Source organism: Streptococcus sp. SI1 (genome assembly GCF_030439945.1).
Lineage (GTDB): Bacteria > Bacillota > Bacilli > Lactobacillales > Streptococcaceae > Streptococcus > Streptococcus intermedius.
The window spans coordinates 58,860-80,481 of the sequence record NZ_JAQFJE010000005.1 but is presented as its reverse complement, the minus strand read 5'-3'; the positions used below and the strand labels follow the sequence as shown (position 1 = coordinate 80,481).

Sequence of the window (21,622 nt, the reverse complement as noted above, 5' to 3'; positions counted from 1 at the left end):
GATAAGTGAAATATTTGGTTGAGCGAAAAGGGATGAAATACGGAAACAAAGCTGCTAGCTAGATTCCGAATACTGCTTTTGCTTGAGAAAGAGAGGTGGTTCATCATGCCTTTATCTACTTTATTTGAGGTGGTTTTTGCTATTTTATTTATGTTTATACTGGATTTATCAGAGAGATACTATAAGCAGAAAAGCATTACCTATTTCGTTAGAGGGAGTGGGGCAGAACCAAAGTTTGAAAATTCTTAGTTTGTAGTTTTACCTCGCAGGCCTGATAGAGACTCTTTTGAATTTTTAAAGTGAATAGTTTAAGAAGTCAACCACTATGCTGTCGAATTTATTGTACGTATGTTGTGAAGCTGGAACTTTTTATACCAGCTTCTTTTTATCTGAAAATAAGCTAAAATAAGTCTTTCTAATGATGTTAAGAGGCATTGCAAAGGCTGTATGTTGAGATTACACGGACTGATTATAATTCAGCCACTTGCTTCTGTACTTCCTTGTTTTCATATTGCCTTAAAAGTGATAAAATGGTAGGAAGAACTGGAGAGAGAATATGCCAAAAGAAGTCAATTTAACGGGCGATCAAGTCGTTGCTCTTACTAAAAAATATTTATCACCAGAAGATGTTGCCTTGGTGCAAAAAGCTTTGGTTTATGCAGTAGATCGGCATCGTGGGCAATTTCGTCAATCGGGTGAACCATATATTATTCATCCGATTCAAGTTGCAGGAATTTTAGCTAAGTTGAAGTTAGATGCTATTAGTGTTGCTTGCGGTTTTTTGCATGACGTAGTAGAAGATACAAATGCGACTTTAGATGATTTAGATCGTGAATTTGGACATGATGTACGTGGGATTGTTGATGGTGTGACTAAACTTGGTAAAGTCAAGTATATGTCTCATGAGGAGCAGTTGGCTGAAAACCACCGGAAAATGTTAATGGCGATGTCCAAGGATATTCGTGTTATTTTGGTCAAGTTGGCGGATCGCCTGCACAATATGCGAACGCTCAAGCACCTGCGCAAAGACAAGCAGGAACGTATCTCACGTGAAACGATGGAAATTTATGCTCCATTGGCTCATCGTTTGGGGATTTCGAGCGTTAAATGGGAACTGGAAGATTTAGCTTTTCGTTATTTGAATCCGACAGAATTTTATAAGATTTCCCATCTGATGAAAGAAAAACGTCGGGAACGCGAAGAATTGGTTGACGAAGTAGTTTGCAAGATTGAAACGTATGCATCTGATCGTAATCTTCGTGGAAACATTTATGGCCGTCCAAAGCATATTTATTCTATTTATCGGAAAATGCAGGATAAGAAAAAGCGTTTTGATGAGATTTATGATTTGATTGCTATTCGTTGTATTCTAGATACACAAAGTGATGTTTACGCCATGTTGGGTTATATTCATGAACTCTGGCGGCCAATGCCCGGACGGTTTAAAGATTATATCGCCAATCGTAAAGCGAATGGCTATCAGTCCATTCACACCACCGTTTATGGTCCTAAAGGTCCAATCGAGTTTCAAATCCGAACCAAAGAAATGCACGAAGTAGCTGAATACGGAGTTGCAGCTCACTGGGCCTATAAAAAAGGTATTAAAGGTCAAGTTGATAGTAAAGAATCTGCTATTGGGATGAACTGGATCAAGGAGATGATGGAACTCCAAGACCAGTCTAATGATGCACAAGATTTTGTGGATTCTGTTAAAGAAAATTATCTGGCTGAAGAAATCTATGTTTTTACACCGGATGGAGCGGTCCGATCATTGCCAAAAGATTCGGGTCCGATTGATTTTGCGTATGAAATCCATACCAAAGTTGGTGAAAAAGCAGTTGGTGCCAAGGTAAATGGCCGTATGGTGCCACTGACTACGAAGCTGAAAACTGGAGATCAAGTTGAGATTGTCACCAGTACCAATTCCTTTGGGCCGAGCCGTGACTGGATAAATGTTGTAAAAACGAGCAAGGCACGCAATAAGATTCGTCAATTTTTCAAAAATCAAGACAAGGAACTGTCCATTTCTAAAGGGCGCGAGCTCTTGCAGGCACAATTTCAAGAAAATGGCTATGTAGCCAATAAATACATGGACAAAAAGCACATGGAAGAAGTTCTGCAAAAAACGAGCTACAAAACGGAAGAAGCCCTTTTTGCGGCAATTGGTTTTGGTGAGATTGGCGCTATTTCTATTTTTAACCGTTTGACGGAGAAAGAGCGTCGTGAGGAAGAGCGCGCTAAAGCGAGAGCGGAAGCCGAAGAGCTTGTCAAAGGCGGTGAGGTGAAGCGTGAAAATAAAGAAACGCTGAAAGTCAAGCATGAGGGAGGTGTCATTATCCAAGGTGCCTCTGGGCTTTTGATACGGATTGCCAAGTGCTGTAATCCAGTTCCGGGTGATGAAATTGTTGGTTATATTACGAAAGGTCGAGGTGTAGCGATTCACCGTAAGGACTGTATGAATCTACGAGCACAGGAAAATTATGAGCAACGTTTGATTGAGGTTGAATGGGAAGAAAATACCTCCACGAAAGAATACACAGCTCACATTGATATTTATGGTTTGAACCGCACAGGTCTCTTAAATGATGTGCTGCAAGTTTTGTCTAATACAACAAAAAATATCTCCACTGTGAATGCACAACCAACTAAGGATATGAAATTTGCCAACATTCATGTTTCTTTCGGAATCGCTAATTTATCCATGCTCACAACAGTTGTAGATAAGATTAAAAGTGTGCCAGAAGTTTATTCGGTTAAACGGACAAATGGTTAAGTGAAAACAGACAAATCGAAAAAGGCTACTCAAGTAATCTTTTGTGACTTTTTCGCAATATAAAAATAGAAAGTTCAAAATGAAAATTGTGATTCAGCGCGTGAAGCAAGCTTCGGTATCAATTGATAGCAAACTTTACAATCAAATTCAGCAAGGATTGCTGTTATTGGTTGGCGTAGCACCAGATGATGCTCAAGAAGATGTAGCATATGCAGTGAGAAAAATTACCAATATGAGAATTTTTTCAGATGATGAAGACAAGATGAACTTGTCCGTAAAAGACGTAAACGGAGAGATTCTTTCTATTTCTCAGTTTACATTGTACGCTGATACCAAAAAAGGGAATCGTCCTGCATTTACTGGTGCAGCGAAGCCAAATTTGGCTAGTCAGTTGTATGATGATTTTAACGAATTGCTAAGTCGCGAAATACCTGTCAAAACTGGTGTTTTCGCTGCTGATATGCAGGTTGCGTTAGTTAATGATGGGCCAGTGACGATTGTGTTAGATACGAAGAAACCGTGATAGCAAGATAAATAAAAAGGATTGAAGCGCAATAGCTTTCATAGTTATTTCGCTTCAATCCTTTTAAATTTTCTCCACATAAAGCTGTTGGGCGATCACAGAGTTGATTTGCAGCTCTTTTCCATTCACTTTGAGTGCATACAATTGTGTGTAAGGGTCGTATTGTTCGAGTATCAGCGTATCTCCCAAATGGAAATCATGTTTTTCCAAATATGTTAATAATTCAAATTCATCATGAACACGTGCTAAGCGATAGATACCAGGATCTGCAGCTTGCTCTAACGTCAGTTGATACTTTTCAACGAGTAGTCCTCCTTTAGTTGGAATAGTTCCACCATGAGGGCAAGTCTCTGGATAATCCATCATTTTTTCCAATCGTTCAACAAATAATTCTGATACAGTGTGTTCTAATACTTCAGCTTCTTCATGAATTTGATCTGTTGTGGTGTATTGTAAATTATGTACTAGAAAATATTCAATTAAACGATGTTTACGATATAGTTCAGAGACAAGATGGAGACCAAGATTGGTCAATAAATAGCCCTTGGTCTTGTCTTTTAGAATTAATTTTTCGGAAATCAATTTCTTAATCATTTCTGTGACTGCCGGAGGAGATACTTGCATTTGAGCGGCAATTTCTTTATTTGTAATTTTTTCGGCATGCGTACCAATCTCATAAATACACTTAAGATAATCTTCTTTGTTTGGGGTCATATTGTCTTATTACTCCTTATCTTATTAGTATATCAAAAATAGCTTAAGAATACAGACGTTAACTACTTGTTTCAGAAAATGAAATGATTTTTCCTTTAAGGAAACTGTCATGTAAAAAGGAACTAGCAATCAATGCTGGCTCCTTTTACACTTCTTATTTGCTAAGACCTTCGGCGATTTTATCCAAATTCCATTTCATCATGTCGTAGTAGCTATCCCCTTTTTTCCCTTTTTCAGCGATTGAGTCAGTGAAAATCTTGGCATAGATTGGAATTTTTGTATCTTTTGAAACGGTCTTCATTGGACGTTCATCGACACTACTTTCGACAAAGAGTGAAGGAACTTTGGTTTTACGAAGTTTTTCAACTAAAGTTTTGATTTGGTCTGGAGTTCCTTCTTCTTCTGTGTTAATTTCCCAGATGTAGGCAGAAGGTACGCCGTAGGCTTTAGAGAAGTATTTGAAGCAGCCTTCGCTGGTAACAATCATTTTCTTTTCAGTAGGAATATTCTTAAATTTTGCTTTTGCTTCCTTGTCTAATGATTCGAGTTTTGCAGTGTAGGCTTTCAAATTCTTTTCGTAAGTTTCTTTATTTTTAGGATCTTTTTCAATCAACCGTTTTGCAATATTTTTCGCATAGATAATTCCGTTTTCAAGATTTAGCCAAGCGTGTGGATCTTCTTTCCCTTTTTCATTTTGACCTTCCAGATAGATAACATCCACTCCATCACTTACAGCATAGTAATCTTTGTTTTCAGTCTTTTTCGCATTTTTGACCAATTTTGTAAACCAAGCATTTCCGCCGGTTTCCAAATTGATACCATTGTAGAAAATCAAATCAGCCTTTGATGTCTTTTTCACATCTTCTGGTAATGGTTCGTATTCATGTGGATCTTTTCCGACAGGAACGATACTGTGCAGATTAATTTTATCACCGGCGATATTTTTTGTAATATCAGCGATGATAGAATTGGTGGCAACAACATTCAATTTTGAATTCTTGGTAGATGTTCCTTTTTGACCAGCACAAGCAAAGAGTCCGATGACAGCCAAAAATAGAACGGTGACAAAACCTAATTTTTTCATATAAGGTTCTCCTTTATATAAATTAATACTAATTTTCGTTTAGCTTGGGTTTGTTTTTTAGTTTATTAAATCGTTGTTTTGGAGCGATAAAGAAACTAATGGCAAAGATAATGGCGGATGTCAGGACAATACTTGAGCCAGCCGCAACATTAAAGGTATAGCCAATGAAAAGTCCTAAGACAGATGCAAGTGCCCCCAAGCTAGAAGACAAGATAATCATGGTTTTAAGACTGTTTGCATAAAGATAAGCAGTAGCAGCAGGTGTAATCAGCATGGCAACAATCAAAATCGTTCCCACACTTTGCATAGCTGTAACTGCAACCAGCGTCAAGAGAATCATCAAGAGATAATGATAAAGATTGACTGGCATCCCCATCGCTTTTGCCAGAAGTGGATCGAAAGATGTAATCAATAATTCTTTGAAGAATAGTCCAATAATAATTAGAACAGCGATTCCTACACCAATTGTAATCCACATATCAATGTCTTGCACAGCTAAGATATTTCCAAAAAGAATATGGAAAAGGTCGGTTGAACTATTAGCAACTCCAATCAAAATGACTCCAAGAGCTAAAAAGGAACTAAAAGTTATTCCAATGGCAGTATCACTTTTGATAATTGAATTTCCCTTGATATAAGTGATAATGATTGAGGCTAGAAGTCCAAAAATAATGGCTCCTATAAAGAAGTTGATTCCTAAAATAAAGGAGAGTGCAACTCCCGGCAAGACCGCATGTGAAATGGCATCGCCCATCAAGGACATGCCCCTTAGAATAATGAAGCAGCCAACTGCTCCAGCAACAATCCCGATGACAATGGCCGTAATCAGTGCATTTTGTAGAAAATGGAATTTCTGCAGTCCATCAATAAATTCTGAAAACATATTAGAGACCTCCATTTACAAAAAGCTGAGAGCCATAGGCTTTTTTCAAGTTTTCTTCTGTGAAAGTTGATGAAGTTTCTCCAATGGCAATGAGTTCTTTGTTCAAAATTAAAACTTGATCAAAGTAATGTGGGACTTTTCCTAAGTCATGGTGAACGATGAGAATCGTTTTTCCTTGTTCTTTTAGACTGCGTAGCGTTGTCATGATGATTTCTTCACTGATTGAATCAATCCCAACGAATGGTTCATCCAGAAAGATACAGTCAGCTTCTTGTACTAGACAGCGCGCAATCAAGACCCGTTGAAATTGCCCTCCTGACAATTGGCTGATTTGGCGTTCAGCATAATCCTCTAAGCCGACAATGCGTAGTGCATTTGCCACTTTTTCCCATTCTTTATTTGTTAACCTGTGGAAAAGTTTCACTTTTGGATACAATCCAAGCGACACACATTCTTTCACTTTGATTGGAAAGTTGTAGTCAATGTGAATTTTTTGTTCCACATAAGCTACATGGCTAAGTACTTTTGAGAATTCTTTATCATCAAGGTAAGTTTGTCCAACATGATCAATGATGCCCAACATTCCTTTTAAAAGGGTGGATTTACCAGCCCCGTTTGGGCCAATAACTCCCATGATAGTTGGGCCTTGGATTTCCAAAGAAATCTGATTGAGAGCAAGTGTTTCCTGATAGGAGACACTTAAATTTTCGATACGTATCATTTTATACACCCCTACCGTTAATATACATTAATTCGAAAATTAAGTCAAGTTAATTTTTGGATTTTTAAGAAAAATTAGAAGGAAGATTTATCAGACTAAATCTATTTTGATAAAAGTTTGATTATTCAGAACTTTTCTGTTAGGATTAAGTTAAAACAATGAAAGCGAGAATAAGATGACACGTTTACAAGATGATTTCTTTGACTATGTCAATGGTGAATGGGAAAAAACAGCAGTTATTCCTGATGATAAGCCAGTGACAGGTGGATTTATGGATTTGGATCAAGATATTGAAAAGTTGATGCTAGCTACAACTGACAAATGGTTGGCAGGCCAAGATGTACCTGAAGATCCAATCTTACAAAATTTTGTGAAATACCACCGTTTAGTAGCAGATTTTGACGAACGGGAACAAGCAGGGGTTGCTCCTGCAATGCCACTTGTAGAAGAGTATAAGAAACTTAGTTCTTTCAAAGAGTTTGCAGGTAAGATTGCTGAGTATGAAATGGCTGGGAAACCGAATTTTTTACGATTTGATGTTGCTCCAGATTTTATGAATGCTCAAATGAATGTGCTCTGGGCTGATGCGCCTGGCATCATTCTGCCAGATACGACCTATTATGAAGAAGGAAATGAAAAAGGTAAGGAACTGCTGGCAATCTGGCGGAAAATGCAGGAAGAATTGTTGCCTAAATTTGGTTTTTCGGCAGAAGAAATAAAAGAAATGTTGGATAACTATCTGAAATTGGATGCCAAATTAGCCAAGTATGTTCTTTCTAAAGAAGAAAGTTCAGAGTATGTGAAATTATATCACCCTTATGATTGGGCAGATTTCACTAAGCTTGCACCTGAATTGCCGCTGGATGCAATCTTCACAGATATTTTAGGGCAAGTTCCAGATAAGGTGATTGTTCCTCAAGAGCGTTTCTGGAAAGAATTTGCAGCTGAATATTATTCAGAAAAGAATTGGGCTGCTATTCATGCGGGATTGAAATTATTTGCTGCTGGTGCTTGGACGGCTTATCTAACAGAAGAAATTCGCGTTCTTTCTGGCACCTATGTGCGAGCTATTACAGGTGTGCCTGAGGCTCGTGCTAAGGAAAAAGCAGCGTACCAAATGGCGCAGGCACCATATAATCAAGCTCTCGGCCTTTGGTATGCGGGGGAAAAATTCTCACCGGAAGCAAAAGCAGATGTAGAGCATAAAGTCGCTGCTATGATTGATGTTTATAAGTCGCGCCTAGAAACGGCAGATTGGTTAGCTAAGGAAACACGTGATAAAGCGATTGTCAAGCTCAATGTCATCACACCACATATCGGCTATCCAGAAAAATTGCCAGAAACTTATGCGAAAAAAGTAATTGATGAGAAATTGAGCTTGGTGGAGAATGCTCAAAACTTAGCAAAAATTTCTATTGCGCATACATGGAGTCAATGGAATAAGGAAGTGGATCGCAGTGAATGGCATATGCCAGCTCATATGGTCAACGCTTATTATGATCCACAGCAAAATCAAATTGTGTTCCCAGCAGCCATTCTTCAAGCGCCGTTTTATGATTTGCATCAATCTTCGTCAGCTAATTACGGTGGGATTGGTGCAGTAATTGCTCATGAAATTTCACATGCATTTGATTCAAATGGAGCTTCATTTGACGAACACGGAAGTCTAAATAACTGGTGGAAGCCAGAAGATTATGAAGCTTTCCAAGAACGTACTCAAAAAGTGATTGAACAATTTGATGGTCAAGATTCTTATGGAGCTAAAGTTAATGGGAAATTAACTGTGTCAGAGAATATTGCAGATCTAGGTGGTATTGCGGCAGCACTTGAAGCAGCTAAGAAAGAAGCAGACTTTTCTGCAGAAGAATTCTTTACGAACTTTGCTCGTATTTGGCGCATGAAAGCTCGTCCAGAATACATGCAAATGTTGGCAAGTGTGGATGTACATGCTCCTGGGAAACTTCGTACAAATATTCAATTACCAAACTTTGATGATTTCTTTACGACTTTTGATATTAAAGAAAGCGATGGTATGTGGCGCAAACCAGAAGATCGCGTGATTATTTGGTAATGGCGTCACTTTACTTAAAACCAGTTGGATTACCAGCTGGTTTTTTGTTTGAGAACGGAGAAGTAGACTTTTCCTAATTATACCTTTCAAAATCCTTTGAAAATGGTATAATAATAACATCATAAAATTGGAGTACATCAATGACTTTTTATAATCATAAATCAATTGAAAAAAAATGGCAGAAATATTGGGCGGAGAATCATACGTTTAAGACTGGGACGGTTGTATCAAAACCTAAATTTTATGCGTTAGATATGTTTCCTTACCCGTCTGGGGCTGGTCTTCATGTGGGGCATCCTGAGGGCTACACAGCGACAGATATTCTCAGTCGTTTCAAACGTGCACAAGGCTATAATGTCCTTCATCCAATGGGGTGGGATGCTTTTGGACTTCCAGCAGAACAATACGCAATGGATACAGGAAATGACCCAGCTGAATTTACAGCTAAAAACATTGCTAACTTTAAACGTCAAATCAATAGCCTTGGTTTCTCATATGATTGGGATCGCGAAATTAACACAACAGATCCTAACTACTATAAGTGGACGCAGTGGATTTTTACAAAATTGTATGAAAAAGGTTTGGCATACGAAGCTGAAGTGCCAGTTAACTGGGTTGAAGAACTAGGAACGGCTATTGCTAACGAAGAAGTGCTTCCCGACGGTACATCTGAACGTGGTGGTTATCCAGTTGTTCGTAAACCAATGCGTCAATGGATGCTTAAAATCACAGCTTATGCTGAACGCCTCTTGGAAGATCTAGATGACCTTGATTGGCCAGAATCTATCAAAGATATGCAACGGAACTGGATTGGTAAATCAACTGGTGCTAACGTGACTTTTAAAGTCAAAGATACAGACAAAGATTTCACCGTATTTACAACTCGTCCAGATACACTTTTCGGTGCTACCTATGCTGTTCTAGCACCAGAACATGCTCTTGTTGATGCTATTACCAGTCCTGAACAAGCTCAAGCCGTTGCTGCTTATAAACGTGCGGCTAGCCTTAAATCTGACCTCGCTCGTACAGATCTTGCCAAAGAAAAAACAGGTGTCTGGACTGGTAGCTATGCCATTAACCCAGTTAATGGTAAGGAAATTCCAATCTGGATTGCCGATTATGTGCTTGCTAGCTATGGGACGGGAGCTATTATGGCAGTTCCTGCGCATGATGACCGCGACTGGGAATTTGCAAAGCAATTCGATTTAGAAATTATTCCAGTTCTCGAAGGTGGAAATGTTGAGGAAGCAGCCTATACAGAAGACGGTCTTCACATCAACTCTGGCTTCCTAGATGGCCTCGATAAAGCTCAAGCTATTGACAAAATGGTTTCATGGCTTGAAGCAGAAGGTGTTGGTAATAAGAAAGTCACTTACCGTTTGCGTGACTGGCTTTTCTCACGTCAACGTTATTGGGGGGAACCAATCCCAATCATTCATTGGGAAGATGGCACAACAACAGCTGTTCCAGAAGATCAACTACCACTTGTATTGCCAGTAACAAAAGACATCAAACCTTCAGGAACAGGTGAAAGTCCACTTGCTAACTTGACAGACTGGCTGGAAGTTACGCGTGAAGATGGTGTCAAAGGCCGTCGTGAAACGAACACCATGCCGCAATGGGCAGGTTCAAGCTGGTATTATCTGCGCTACATTGACCCACACAATACGGAAAAATTGGCTGATGAAGAACTGCTTAAGGCATGGCTACCAGTTGATATTTACATTGGTGGTGCTGAACATGCCGTGCTTCACCTGCTCTATGCACGCTTTTGGCACAAAGTTCTATATGACCTTGGTGTTGTTCCAACTAAAGAACCCTTCCAAAAACTTTTTAACCAAGGGATGATTTTGGGAACAAGCTATCGTGACCACCGTGGCGCCCTTGTAGCGACAGATAAAGTTGAAAAACGTGACGGTTCTTTCTTCAGTATCGAAACAGGTGAAGACTTGGAACAAGCTCCAGCTAAGATGTCTAAATCTTTGAAGAATGTTGTTAATCCAGATGATGTAGTGGAGCAGTATGGTGCAGATACTCTTCGCGTTTACGAAATGTTTATGGGACCGCTTGATGCCTCAATCGCATGGTCTGAAGAAGGTCTTGAAGGCTCACGTAAATTCCTCGACCGTGTTTATCGTTTGTTGACAACAAAAGAAATTGTGGCTGAAAATAATGGCAACTTGGATAAAGTTTATAATGAAACTGTCAAAGCCGTTACAGAACAACTTGAAGCCATGAAATTCAACACGGCTATCGCTCAATTAATGGTTTTCATTAATGCTGCAAACAAAGAAGACAAACTCTTTGCTGACTACGCTAAAGGTTTTATACAATTATTAGCACCATTTGCGCCACACCTTTCAGAAGAATTGTGGCAAACATTGACACAATCTGGTGAATCAATTTCATATGTTCTTTGGCCAACGTGGGACGAAGCTAAGTTGGTTGAAAACGATGTAGAAATTGTTGTTCAAATCAAAGGTAAAGTTCGTGCAAAACTTGTCGTACCAAAAGATTCAAGCCGTGAGGATCTTGAAAAACTTGCTCTTGCTAACGACAAAATTCAGTCCGAAGTGGAGGGTAAGCAAGTTGTTAAGGTAATCGTTGTACCTAATAAGTTGGTCAATATTGTGGTGAAATAAATAGAAAGAAGAAAGGGTTCTGATATCATTCAGAATCCTTTTTGCTGTTCTTGCTGGATGTGTAGTATTGTTCTTCTGCTTACACAGTTTTTCCATATAGGCCATTGAGAAAAGCTAAAAGATCATTGAAATTGTAGATTTTGGTTACTAGACAGCTTTCAATGAGTTATATTGTTATTTCGTTTATCTTTTATTACTGTTTAAAGTTGCAGATAAAGAAATGCAGTTTGCATCAAGAATACCATATGGTTTTTTATTGGCTTCGTCAGTTTTATCTGTAACCTAAAAGTACTGCTTTGAGATTACGGATCACTGCCTATTATTTTATTATTTCAAGATGATAGACTAAAATGGTCGTCCAGCTCATTTCGCTACTAAAAGATTATAATAAGATGGTCATCAGCGGATTTGTTTATTGTTAACTCAGATTATTTTGAAACACACGATATTAATGAATAAAGAGAACTATTGGCCCTGTTGAAATCAAAAAGGCAAGCAAAGAGGTATTTTGTAGAGCGTCTTATTTTACTTACACTAGTGACAGGATGAGGGCTGCAGATAAGAGAGACTTACATAAAACTAATATAATTCTATTTGCACTTGGACAGTTTCCTAGATTAAATGGAAAATAAATTTAATTTTTATCAAAAAAATAGAGAACTTTTTACATGAAACCCTTTACATTTTATCGACAAATGTATATAATATCTACAGAAAACGTTTGCACAGATAATAAAATGTTTATGTAAGCTAAAAAATAAAGGAGTTTTCTTTTTATGAAGAAAGTTTATCATCTACAATCTCGAACAAATGAAAAGCGTCAGCATTTTGTAATTCGTAGATGGAAAATAGGGGTAGCGTCCATTGCTATTTTTGCTAGTGTCTTTTTAGCAGGAAATGTATTAGCGCAAGCAGATGAAACTCACAGTGTAGAAAACAGCAGCTTGTCTTCCACATTAGCTAGTGTTGCCAATTCATCACATATAGCTTCAACTAGAGAAGACGCATCAGACAAACTAGATTTGACACCAGCGCGTTTTGTGCAAGAAAATAGTCCAAGTTCAACGACGAACGCTGCTACAACAAGTCCATCAGCAAAAAAAGAATCCACTGAAAAGAAAGAAGATGCTGTTGCAAATTCTGCTGAAAAAGCAACTCCTGTTGTAGAGACGAAATCAGAAGATAAAATTGCAGAAGGTAATATCCGTTTGCACTTTAAGACACTTCCGTCAGATAATTTAGCTAGTCTTGGTTTGTGGACTTGGGATGATGTAGAAACACCTTCTAGTCAAAAAGGCAGCTGGCCGACAGGGGCAACGAGCTTTTCAACAGCCAAAAAAGACGATTATGGCTATTATCTTGATGTGAAAATGGCTGAAAAGCGTAGCAAAATTAGTCTCTTAATCAATAATACAGCAGGTACAAATCTGACTGGAGATAAGACGATTGAATTGCTGAGCCCTAATATGAATGAAGTCTGGTTTGATAAAGACTACAATCCTCATCCTTATGAGCCCCTAAAAGAGGGGGTGGTACGTATTAACTATTATCGTACTGATGGTAAGTATGACAAGAAATCGCTTTGGCTTTGGGGAGATGTAGAAAACCCTAGTAAAAATTGGCCTGACGGAGTGGATTTTGAAAAGACTGGGAAATATGGTCGTTATGTAGATGTTCCCTTAAAAGATGCTGCAAAAACGATTGGATTTTTACTTTTAGATGAAAACAAATCAGGAGATGATGTGAAGATTCAACCCCAGGATTATAATTTGACAAATTTGAAGAAAAATAGTCAAATTTTCCTTCGTGATGCAGATCCAAACATTTATACGAATCCTTATTTTGTTAATGATATTCGTATGACAGGAGCACAACATATCGGCTTGACAGAGGTTGAAGCAACTTTTTCAACTCTTGAAAATGCTAAAAAAGAAGATATTTTAAAAAATCTAAAGATTACAGACAAAAATAAGAAAGAAGTAGCGATTAAGGATGTGATACTTGATGTTAAGAATAAAAAAGCTAAAATTGTTGGCGATTTTGGACAAGCGCAAGCGCCTTATACGATAAAGTATGGTAATGACCAATTTACAACCAGCATGAATTGGCAGCTGAAGGATAGTATTTATAAGTATGATGGTGAATTGGGAGCGCGTGTTTCTCAAGCGGGCAAACAAGTGGATGTAACCTTCTGGTCACCAAGTGCAGATCAAGTAGATTTGGTGATTTACGATAAAAACGATCAGAACAAGGTTGTTGGCAAAGTAGCGATGACAAAAGGGGAAGCTGGTACTTGGAAGGGAACATTGACACCACAAACAAATCTAGGAATCAAGGATTACCGTGGTTATTTCTATCATTATGAAATTACTCGCGGGGGTAAAAAAGTTCTCGCACTAGATCCTTATGCCAAATCTTTGGCAGCGTGGAATAGTGAAGATGCAGAAAAAGGCGAGTCCTACAAGATTGCCAAAGCAGCCTTTGTCGAGCCAAGTGAATATGGTCCAAAAGATCTGACCTATGCTAAGATTCCTAACTTTAAGAAGCGGGAAGATGCTTTGATTTATGAGACACACGTTCGTGATTTTACCTCAGATCCAGCTATTTCAAAGGATTTGAAATCTCAATTTGGGACTTTCTCAGCTTTTATTGAGAAATTGGATTATTTGAAAGACTTGGGAGTGACCCACATTCAACTCCTGCCAGTCCTGAGTTATTACTTTGTCAATGAATTGAAAAATGCTGAGCGCATGGACAAGTACGCTTCCAGCAACAGCAATTACAACTGGGGTTATGATCCACAAAACTATTTTTCATTAACAGGAATGTATTCAACAAATCCGAAAGATCCAGCTAAGCGTATTGAAGAATTTAAAAATCTTGTCAATGAAATTCATAAGCGTGGTATGGGTGTCATCATGGATGTGGTCTATAATCATACTGCCAAGACTTCTATTTTTGAAGATTTAGAGCCAAATTACTATCACTTTATGGATGCGGATGGTACACCGAGAACTAGCTTTGGTGGTGGCCGCTTGGGGACAACACACTACATGAGCCGTCGTGTTTTAGTAGATTCGATTAAATATTTGACTAGTGAATACAAGGTAGATGGTTTCCGTTTTGATATGATGGGGGATCATGATGCAGAGTCTATCCAAAAAGCCTATGAAGAAGCGAAAAAATTAAATCCAAATCTAGTGATGCTGGGGGAAGGTTGGAAGACGTATACAGGGGATGAAAATAAGCCAGTCCAGCCTGCGGATCAATCTTGGATGAAATCCACTGATACCGTTGGTGTCTTCTCAGATGATATTCGCAACACCTTGAAATCTGGTTATCCGAATGAAGGAGCACCTGCCTTTATTACTGGTGGCAAACGCAATGTAGAAAGTGTTTTTAAAAATATCAAGGCACAGCCAACCAATTTTGAGGCGGATAGCCCAGGAGATGTGATTCAATACATTGCTGCGCATGATAATTTGACACTCTTTGATATCATTGCCCAGTCGATCAAGAAAGATCCTGCGGTGCCTGCAAATAATCAAGAGATTCATCGTCGTTTGCGCCTAGGCAATATGATGGTTCTAACTTCGCAAGGTACGCCTTTCATTCATTCTGGACAAGAATATGGGCGGACAAAACAATTCCGGGATCCAGCTTATAAATACCCTGTACCTGATGATAAGGTACCGAATAAGTCACATCTATTGACCAATGCAGACGGAACACCGTTTGAGTACCCATACTTCATTCATGATTCCTATGATTCTAGTGATGCAGTCAATCATTTTGATTGGACTAAGGCGACTGATTCTGGAAAATATCCTGAAAATGCCAAGAGTCGGGCCTATATGAAAGGTTTGATTGCCCTACGAAAATCAACGGATGCCTTCACACGCAAGACGAAAGCTGAAGTCGATCAAAATGTAACTCTCATTACACAGTCAGGTAAAGACGGTGTTGGGAAAGAAGATCTTATCCTTGGCTATCAAGTTGTAGCTTCAAATGGAGATATTTATGCTGTCCTTATTAACGCAGATAGTAAGGAACGGAAATTTAATTTTGGTGAAGGGTATAAGCATTTAGCGCAGGCAGAAATTGTAGCAGATGCTAATACAGCAGGGGTAGCAGCTATCTCTAATCCAGTAGGTGTGAACTTAGGAGCAGACGGTGTCTCATTAGCACCATTGACAGCCACAATCTTGCGCATTCAAAAAAAGAGTAAACCAAATCAAGAAAAACCAAACGGGGAAGATAAACATCAAAGCGGACTTTCTAGACCAAAAGAAGATTCTGGGCAAGCGGCGCCTTCTTCAACACAGAGAGAGACTTCAACTGAGAAGATCCAGCAACAGCAAATAGCAAGAGCAAAATCAGATAAGTTCTTGCCGTCTACGGGAACAACGGTTTCAATGATTGGCATTTTTACAGGAATTGTCTTGCTTTTATCAGGTGTATGTATTCTTAAGAAAAAGAAATAGAACTTTCATAGGACGGAAGCTATGTCGGCTGTAAGACTTCTAATCTCTCTGCAGTTGCTAGCCTCAGATGGATTTGCCGAATCTTTTTTGCCAATCTATTTTTCGTCTGTATATTTGATTAGAAAACTTGAAATGTTTTTCTGAAAGCGCTATAATTTTGATAGATTAATATTAGGAGGATGGGTTTTATGAAATCATCTAAAGCCACAATCACAATTTTTTCAGCTCTTGCTTCAGTTATTTTATTGACTAGTTGTGGAACAAAAGCAGCCGATAATAAAACTACGCAAAGTAACACATCTGACAATAAAGTCACCATGACGCATGATCAATTGCGTTCAAGAGAAAATACCATGGGCACACTTTGGTATCAAAAATCTGATGAAGCCAAAGCCCTGTATTTGCAAGGTTATAATGTCGCAACGAACCGTCTGAAAGAATTGCTGCAAAAACCGACAGATAAGCCATATTCAATCGTTCTTGACTTAGATGAAACGGTCTTAGACAATAGCCCTTATCAAGCTCAAAATGTCAAAGACGGCACAGCTTTTAATCCTAAAAATTGGGATGCTTGGGTACAGAAAGCTTCAGCTAAAGCTGTTCCTGGTGCGAAAGAATTTCTTCAATATGCTCATCAAAATGGTGTTCAAATCTACTATATTTCTGACCGTGCGGCAAATCAAGTAGATGCAACGATTAAGAACTTAGAAAAAGAAGGTATTCCTGTACAAGGGAAAGATCATTTGATGTTTTTAGAAAAAGGCGTGAAATCAAAAGAAGGTCGCCGTCAAAAAGTTCAGGAAAAAACGAATCTGGTTATGTTGCTAGGAGATAATCTGGTTGACTTTGCAGATTTCTCAAAGACATCAGCTGATGAACGTGGCAAGAAATTGGAAGAATTAAAGAAAGAATTTGGCGAAAAATTCATTATCTTCCCAAATCCAATGTACGGTTCATGGGAAAGCACAGTTTATAAAGGCAAAAAATTAGATGCGAAAGGCCAAATTGAAGAACGCCAAAAAGCGTTGCAAGGTTATAAATAATAAAAAGAAAAAACAGAATGTCCAAATAAGGGCATTCTGTTTTTTCTTTGTCTTTTAGCTTGTGCTTTGTGAATGTATGAAAAAGTGGACTAAGATTTGCTAATTTTATTATAGTAAAGATGCTTATATTTTCCAGATGCTTACTCTTAAGCTAGCTAGCAAGATGTGACTTAAAATAAAAATGGTTTACACTAATGAAAAGACAAAGGGGATTCTTTATTTTTTAATCGAAAAATCCTTTGTTTTATGGTAAAATAGTGTCATTACAAGGCGAGGGAAAAAGATGTCATCAACGTTTGAAATTTTAATGAATCAAATCAATATGCCACTTGATATGAGACAATCAAGTGCCTTTTTACATGCAGAAATTGAGCAAGTTCTGGTGCATAAAGTCAGCCATATCTGGGAATTTCATTTTTCTTTTGAAGAAATTTTGCCGATTGACATATTTCAAGAATTGAAAAAGTGCTTGAAGGAAGAATTTTCTAAAACGGGGAATCAAGCAGTTTTTGAGATAAGGACAATAAACAAAGATTTCACAGATGAGCTATTGCAGGCTTATTATCAAGAAGCTTTTACAGAAGGTCCTTGTACTAGTCAGGGATTTCGCAGTATGTATCAAGGGTTGAAGGTGCATGCTGAAGGAAATCAACTAGTGATTGAAGGCCCTTCAAGTATTGATACGGCTCATTTTCAGAAGATTCATTTGCCAAATTTGGCAAAACAGTTGGTCAAGTTTGGTTTTCCACAGTTTCAATGTCAGGTTAAGGCAAGCGATGCTTTAACACAGCAGCAAGTCGAAACTTTCCAAGCTGAGAAAGAAAAGATTGTACAAGCAGCGAATGATGAAGCTCTAAAAGCCATAGAAGCGCTGCAGAAAATGGCAGCTCCACCTGTTGAAGAAAAGACAAGTTACTCTGGTTTTCAAGCGAAAAAAGCTACTGCACGACCAAAATTGGATAAAGCTGAAATCACGCAGATGAATGCCATTCAGACTGAGGAAAATCGGATTGTCTTTGAAGGAATGGTTTTCGATCTTGAAAAAAAGGTTACTCGCACAGGGCGCGTACTCATTAATTTTAAGATGACCGATTATACTTCTAGCTTTGCGCTTCAGAAATGGTTTAAAAATGAAGAAGAAGCTAAGAAATATGACATGATTAAGAAAAATTCATGGTTGCGTGTACGTGGAAATATTGAAATGAATAACTTCACGCATGATTTGACTATGAATGTACAAGATGTACAGGAAGTGGTGCATTATGACCGTAAAGATCTCATGCCTGAAGGTGAGAAACGGATTGAATTTCACGCGCATACCAATATGTCAACTATGGATGCCCTACCAGAAGTCGAAGATTTGATTGCGACAGCTGCGAAGTGGGGGCATAAAGCAGTTGCGATTACTGACCACGGCAATGTGCAGAGTTTTCCTCATGGTTATAAAGCTGCTAAAAAAGCCGAGATTCAGTTGATTTATGGCATGGAAGCCAATATTGTTGAAGATCGTGTGCCCATTACTTACAATGAAATAGATATGGAGTTGGGAGAAGCCACTTATGTTGTCTTTGACGTAGAAACGACTGGTTTGTCTGCTATTTATAATGATTTGATTCAGGTAGCAGCCAGCAAGATGTACAAGGGCAATGTCATCGCGGAATTTGACGAATTTATTAATCCAGGACACCCTTTGAGTGCGTTTACGACAGATTTGACGGGAATTACAGATGAACATGTTAAAAATGCGAAACCACTTGAGCAAGTTTTACAGGAATTTCAGGAATTTTGCAAAGATACGGTACTTGTCGCCCATAATGCTACCTTTGACGTGGGCTTTATGAATGTTAACTATGAGCGTCATGGCTTGCCGAAAATCACCCAACCAGTCATTGACACGCTGGAATTTGCCCGCAACCTCTATCCAGAATACAAGCGGCATGGTTTGGGGCCTCTGACTAAGCGTTTTCAAGTATCGCTTGACCATCACCACATGGCCAATTACGATGCGGAAGCAACAGGCCGACTGCTATTTATCTTCATCAGAGATGTAGCAGAAAAGCGTGGAATTACCAATCTTAATAAGTTGAATACGGATTTGGTGGATGAAAATTCCTATAAAAAAGCACGAGTGAAACACGCTACGATTTATGTGAAAAATCAAACAGGGTTGAAGAATATTTTCAAATTGGTCAGTCTGTCCAATACTAAATATTTTGAAGGTGTACCACGGATTCCGCGAACGGTTTTGGATGCGCATCGAGAAGGCTTGGTTCTAGGAACTGCTTGTTCAGAAGGAGAAGTGTTTGATGCGGTTGTTTCACAGGGCCTGGATGCAGCTGTCGAAGTAGCGAAATATTATGACTTTATCGAAATCATGCCTCCAGCGATTTATGCTCCATTGATTGCCAAAGAGCAGGTTAAGGATATGGAGGAGCTGCACACAATCATCAAGAATTTGATTGAAGTTGGAAAACGACTAGACAAACCAGTTCTGGCTACCGGAGATGTGCATTATATTGAGCCTGAGGAAGAAATTTATCGGGAGATTATCGTTAGGAGTTTGGGACAAGGTGCCGTGATTAACCGGACCATAGGTCACGGTGAAAATGCTCAACCAGCTCCGCTTCCCAAAGCACATTTCCGTACAACCAATGAAATGCTGGATGAATTCGCTTTTTTAGGTGATGAACTAGCTCGACAAGTGGTCATTGAGAATCCCAATCAGTTGGCGTTAACCTTTGAACCAATTGAAGTGGTAAAAGGGGACCTCTATACACCATTTATTGATAAATCTGAAGAAAAAGTCGCTGAGTTGACTTATGCAAAGGCTTTTGAAATCTATGGTAATCCACTACCAGATATTGTAGATCATCGAATTGAACGGGAATTATCCTCTATTTTAGGGAATGGTTTTGCCGTGATTTATTTGGCTTCACAAATGCTTGTACAGCGTTCTAATAAACGAGGCTATTTAGTTGGTTCGCGTGGTTCAGTTGGCTCCAGTTTTGTGGCGACCATGATTGGGATTACTGAGGTCAATCCTTTGTCGCCTCACTATGTCTGTGGCAAATGTCAATACAGCGAGTTCATCACGGATGGCTCCTATGGTTCTGGCTTTGATATGCCAGATAAGGACTGTCCAAAATGCGGCCACAAGCTGAGCAAGAATGGCCAGGATATTCCTTTCGAGACCTTCCTTGGATTTGATGGGGACAAGGTCCCTGATATTGACTTGAACTTCTCTGGAGAGGATCAGCCTAGTGCCCACTTAGACGTTCGAGACATTTTTGGGGAGGAATATGCTTTTCGGGCTGGTACTGTTGGTACAGTTGCTGCTAAAACGGCCTATGGTTTTGTCAAGGGCTACGAGCGCGACTACGGGAAGCTCTATCGGGATGCCGAAGTTGAGCGTCTGGCTCAGGGAGCTGCCGGAGTTAAACGAACGACTGGACAACACCCAGGGGGAATTGTGGTTATTCCAAACTATATGGATGTCTATGATTTTACACCAGTTCAATACCCAGCGGATGACTTGACTGCTGAATGGCAAACAACCCACTTTAACTTCCACGATATTGATGAGAATGTCCTAAAACTAGATGTACTTGGTCATGATGATCCAACTATGATTCGGAAGTTACAGGATTTGTCAGGAATTGATCCCAATGATATTCCTATGGATGATGCTGGCGTCATGGCCCTCTTTTCTGGGACAGACATCCTGGGTGTGACTCAGGAGCAAATCGGTACGTCAACTGGTATGCTAGGGATTCCGGAATTTGGAACCAACTTTGTACGGGGCATGGTGGATGAAACTCACCCAACAACTTTCGCAGAATTACTTCAATTATCAGGCTTGTCTCACGGTACCGACGTATGGCTGGGAAATGCACAAGATTTGATTAAGCAGGGGATTGCCGACCTGTCTACTGTTATTGGTTGTCGGGACGACATCATGGTTTACCTCATGCATAAGGGCTTAGAGCCTAAAATGGCCTTTACGATTATGGAACGGGTGCGGAAAGGCATGTGGCTCAAAATTTCTGACGAAGAAAGAAATGCTTACATTGCTGCTATGAAAGAAAATAATGTACCAGAATGGTACATTGAGTCATGTGGAAAAATCAAGTACATGTTCCCCAAGGCCCATGCAGCAGCCTATGTTATGATGGCCTTACGGGTGGCCTATTTCAAGGTGCATCATCCGATTTATTACTACTGTGCCTACTTCTCCATTCGGGCCAAAGCTTTTGAAATTAAGACCATGAGTGGCGGACTTGATGCTGTCAAGCGCCGGATGAGCGAAATTGCTGAAAAGCGCAAGAATAATGACGCCTCCAATGTAGAAATTGACCTTTATACGACTCTGGAAATCGTCAATGAAATGCTGGAGCGTGGCTTCAAGTTCGGGAAGCTGGATCTCTATAAGAGCCATGCGACTGAGTTTCTCATCGAAGGAGATACCCTTATCCCACCTTTCTCTGCTATGGATGGTCTGGGTGACAACGTTGCCCGCCAAGTGGTCAGAGCGCGGGAAGAAGGCGAATTCCTCTCTAAGGCAGAACTCCGCAAACGTGGCGGTCTCTCTAGCACCCTAGTCGAAAAAATGGACGACATGGGCATTCTGGGCAATATGCCCGAGGACAACCAGTTGAGTCTGTTTGATGAGTTTTTCTAAAATATA

Annotated in this window: 11 protein-coding genes; 7 read left to right on the top strand and 4 right to left on the bottom strand. The window is 39.3% G+C overall.

The features are described 5' to 3' along the window. Positions 1 to 556 precede the first annotated feature (556 nt). Together PCY10_RS07185 and dtd are read left to right on the top strand one after the other, a co-directional pair. Positions 557 to 2,773, top strand: coding sequence for a bifunctional (p)ppGpp synthetase/guanosine-3',5'-bis(diphosphate) 3'-pyrophosphohydrolase (locus PCY10_RS07185; protein WP_021003225.1), 2,217 nt, complete (start codon positions 557 to 559; stop codon positions 2,771 to 2,773). 79 nt (positions 2,774 to 2,852) lie between these two features. After that, positions 2,853 to 3,296 (top strand): D-aminoacyl-tRNA deacylase, encoded by a 444-nt coding sequence (dtd, locus tag PCY10_RS07180; protein WP_021003224.1) that lies wholly within the window; start codon positions 2,853 to 2,855, stop codon positions 3,294 to 3,296. Between the two features lie 63 nt (positions 3,297 to 3,359). Here dtd and PCY10_RS07175 read toward each other — a convergent pair whose 3' ends face one another. The 4 genes from PCY10_RS07175 to PCY10_RS07160 all read right to left on the bottom strand — a co-directional run bounded on the left by PCY10_RS07175 (position 3,360) and on the right by PCY10_RS07160 (position 6,698). Beyond that, positions 3,360 to 4,010, bottom strand: coding sequence for a metal-dependent transcriptional regulator (locus PCY10_RS07175; protein ID WP_021003223.1), 651 nt, complete (start codon positions 4,008 to 4,010; stop codon positions 3,360 to 3,362). A gap of 154 nt (positions 4,011 to 4,164) precedes the next feature. Next, positions 4,165 to 5,094: a metal ABC transporter substrate-binding protein gene (locus tag PCY10_RS07170; protein ID WP_020999161.1), complete on the bottom strand. Its 930-nt coding sequence runs from the start codon at positions 5,092 to 5,094 to the stop codon at positions 4,165 to 4,167. Between the two features lie 28 nt (positions 5,095 to 5,122). Next, the gene (locus tag PCY10_RS07165) at positions 5,123 to 5,977 is read right to left on the bottom strand and encodes a metal ABC transporter permease (RefSeq protein WP_003074228.1); all 855 of its coding nucleotides are present in this window, start codon (positions 5,975 to 5,977) and stop codon (positions 5,123 to 5,125) included. 1 nt (position 5,978) lies between these two features. Beyond that, on the bottom strand, positions 5,979 to 6,698 hold the full coding sequence (locus PCY10_RS07160) for a metal ABC transporter ATP-binding protein (RefSeq protein ID WP_021003222.1): 720 nt from the start codon (positions 6,696 to 6,698) through the stop codon (positions 5,979 to 5,981). A 175-nt stretch (positions 6,699 to 6,873) separates the two neighbouring features. Here PCY10_RS07160 and PCY10_RS07155 point away from each other — a divergent pair, with 175 nt between their 5' ends. From PCY10_RS07155 to PCY10_RS07135, 5 genes are all read left to right on the top strand, one after another. Continuing rightward, a complete protein-coding gene (locus tag PCY10_RS07155) occupies positions 6,874 to 8,769 on the top strand; it encodes a M13 family metallopeptidase (protein WP_003074232.1) in 1,896 nt (631 codons plus the stop codon). A gap of 140 nt (positions 8,770 to 8,909) precedes the next feature. After that, a complete protein-coding gene (gene leuS / locus PCY10_RS07150) occupies positions 8,910 to 11,411 on the top strand; it encodes a leucine--tRNA ligase (protein WP_021003221.1) in 2,502 nt (833 codons plus the stop codon). A gap of 776 nt (positions 11,412 to 12,187) precedes the next feature. Continuing rightward, positions 12,188 to 15,895 (top strand): pullulanase, encoded by a 3,708-nt coding sequence (locus PCY10_RS07145; protein WP_021003220.1) that lies wholly within the window; start codon positions 12,188 to 12,190, stop codon positions 15,893 to 15,895. A gap of 188 nt (positions 15,896 to 16,083) precedes the next feature. Beyond that, complete coding sequence (locus tag PCY10_RS07140) at positions 16,084 to 16,938, top strand: 5'-nucleotidase, lipoprotein e(P4) family (RefSeq protein ID WP_003074238.1); 855 nt, start codon at positions 16,084 to 16,086, stop codon at positions 16,936 to 16,938. Positions 16,939 to 17,221: 283 nt separating this feature from the next. After that, the gene (locus PCY10_RS07135) at positions 17,222 to 21,616 is read left to right on the top strand and encodes a PolC-type DNA polymerase III (protein ID WP_021003219.1); all 4,395 of its coding nucleotides are present in this window, start codon (positions 17,222 to 17,224) and stop codon (positions 21,614 to 21,616) included. Positions 21,617 to 21,622: the final 6 nt, after the last annotated feature.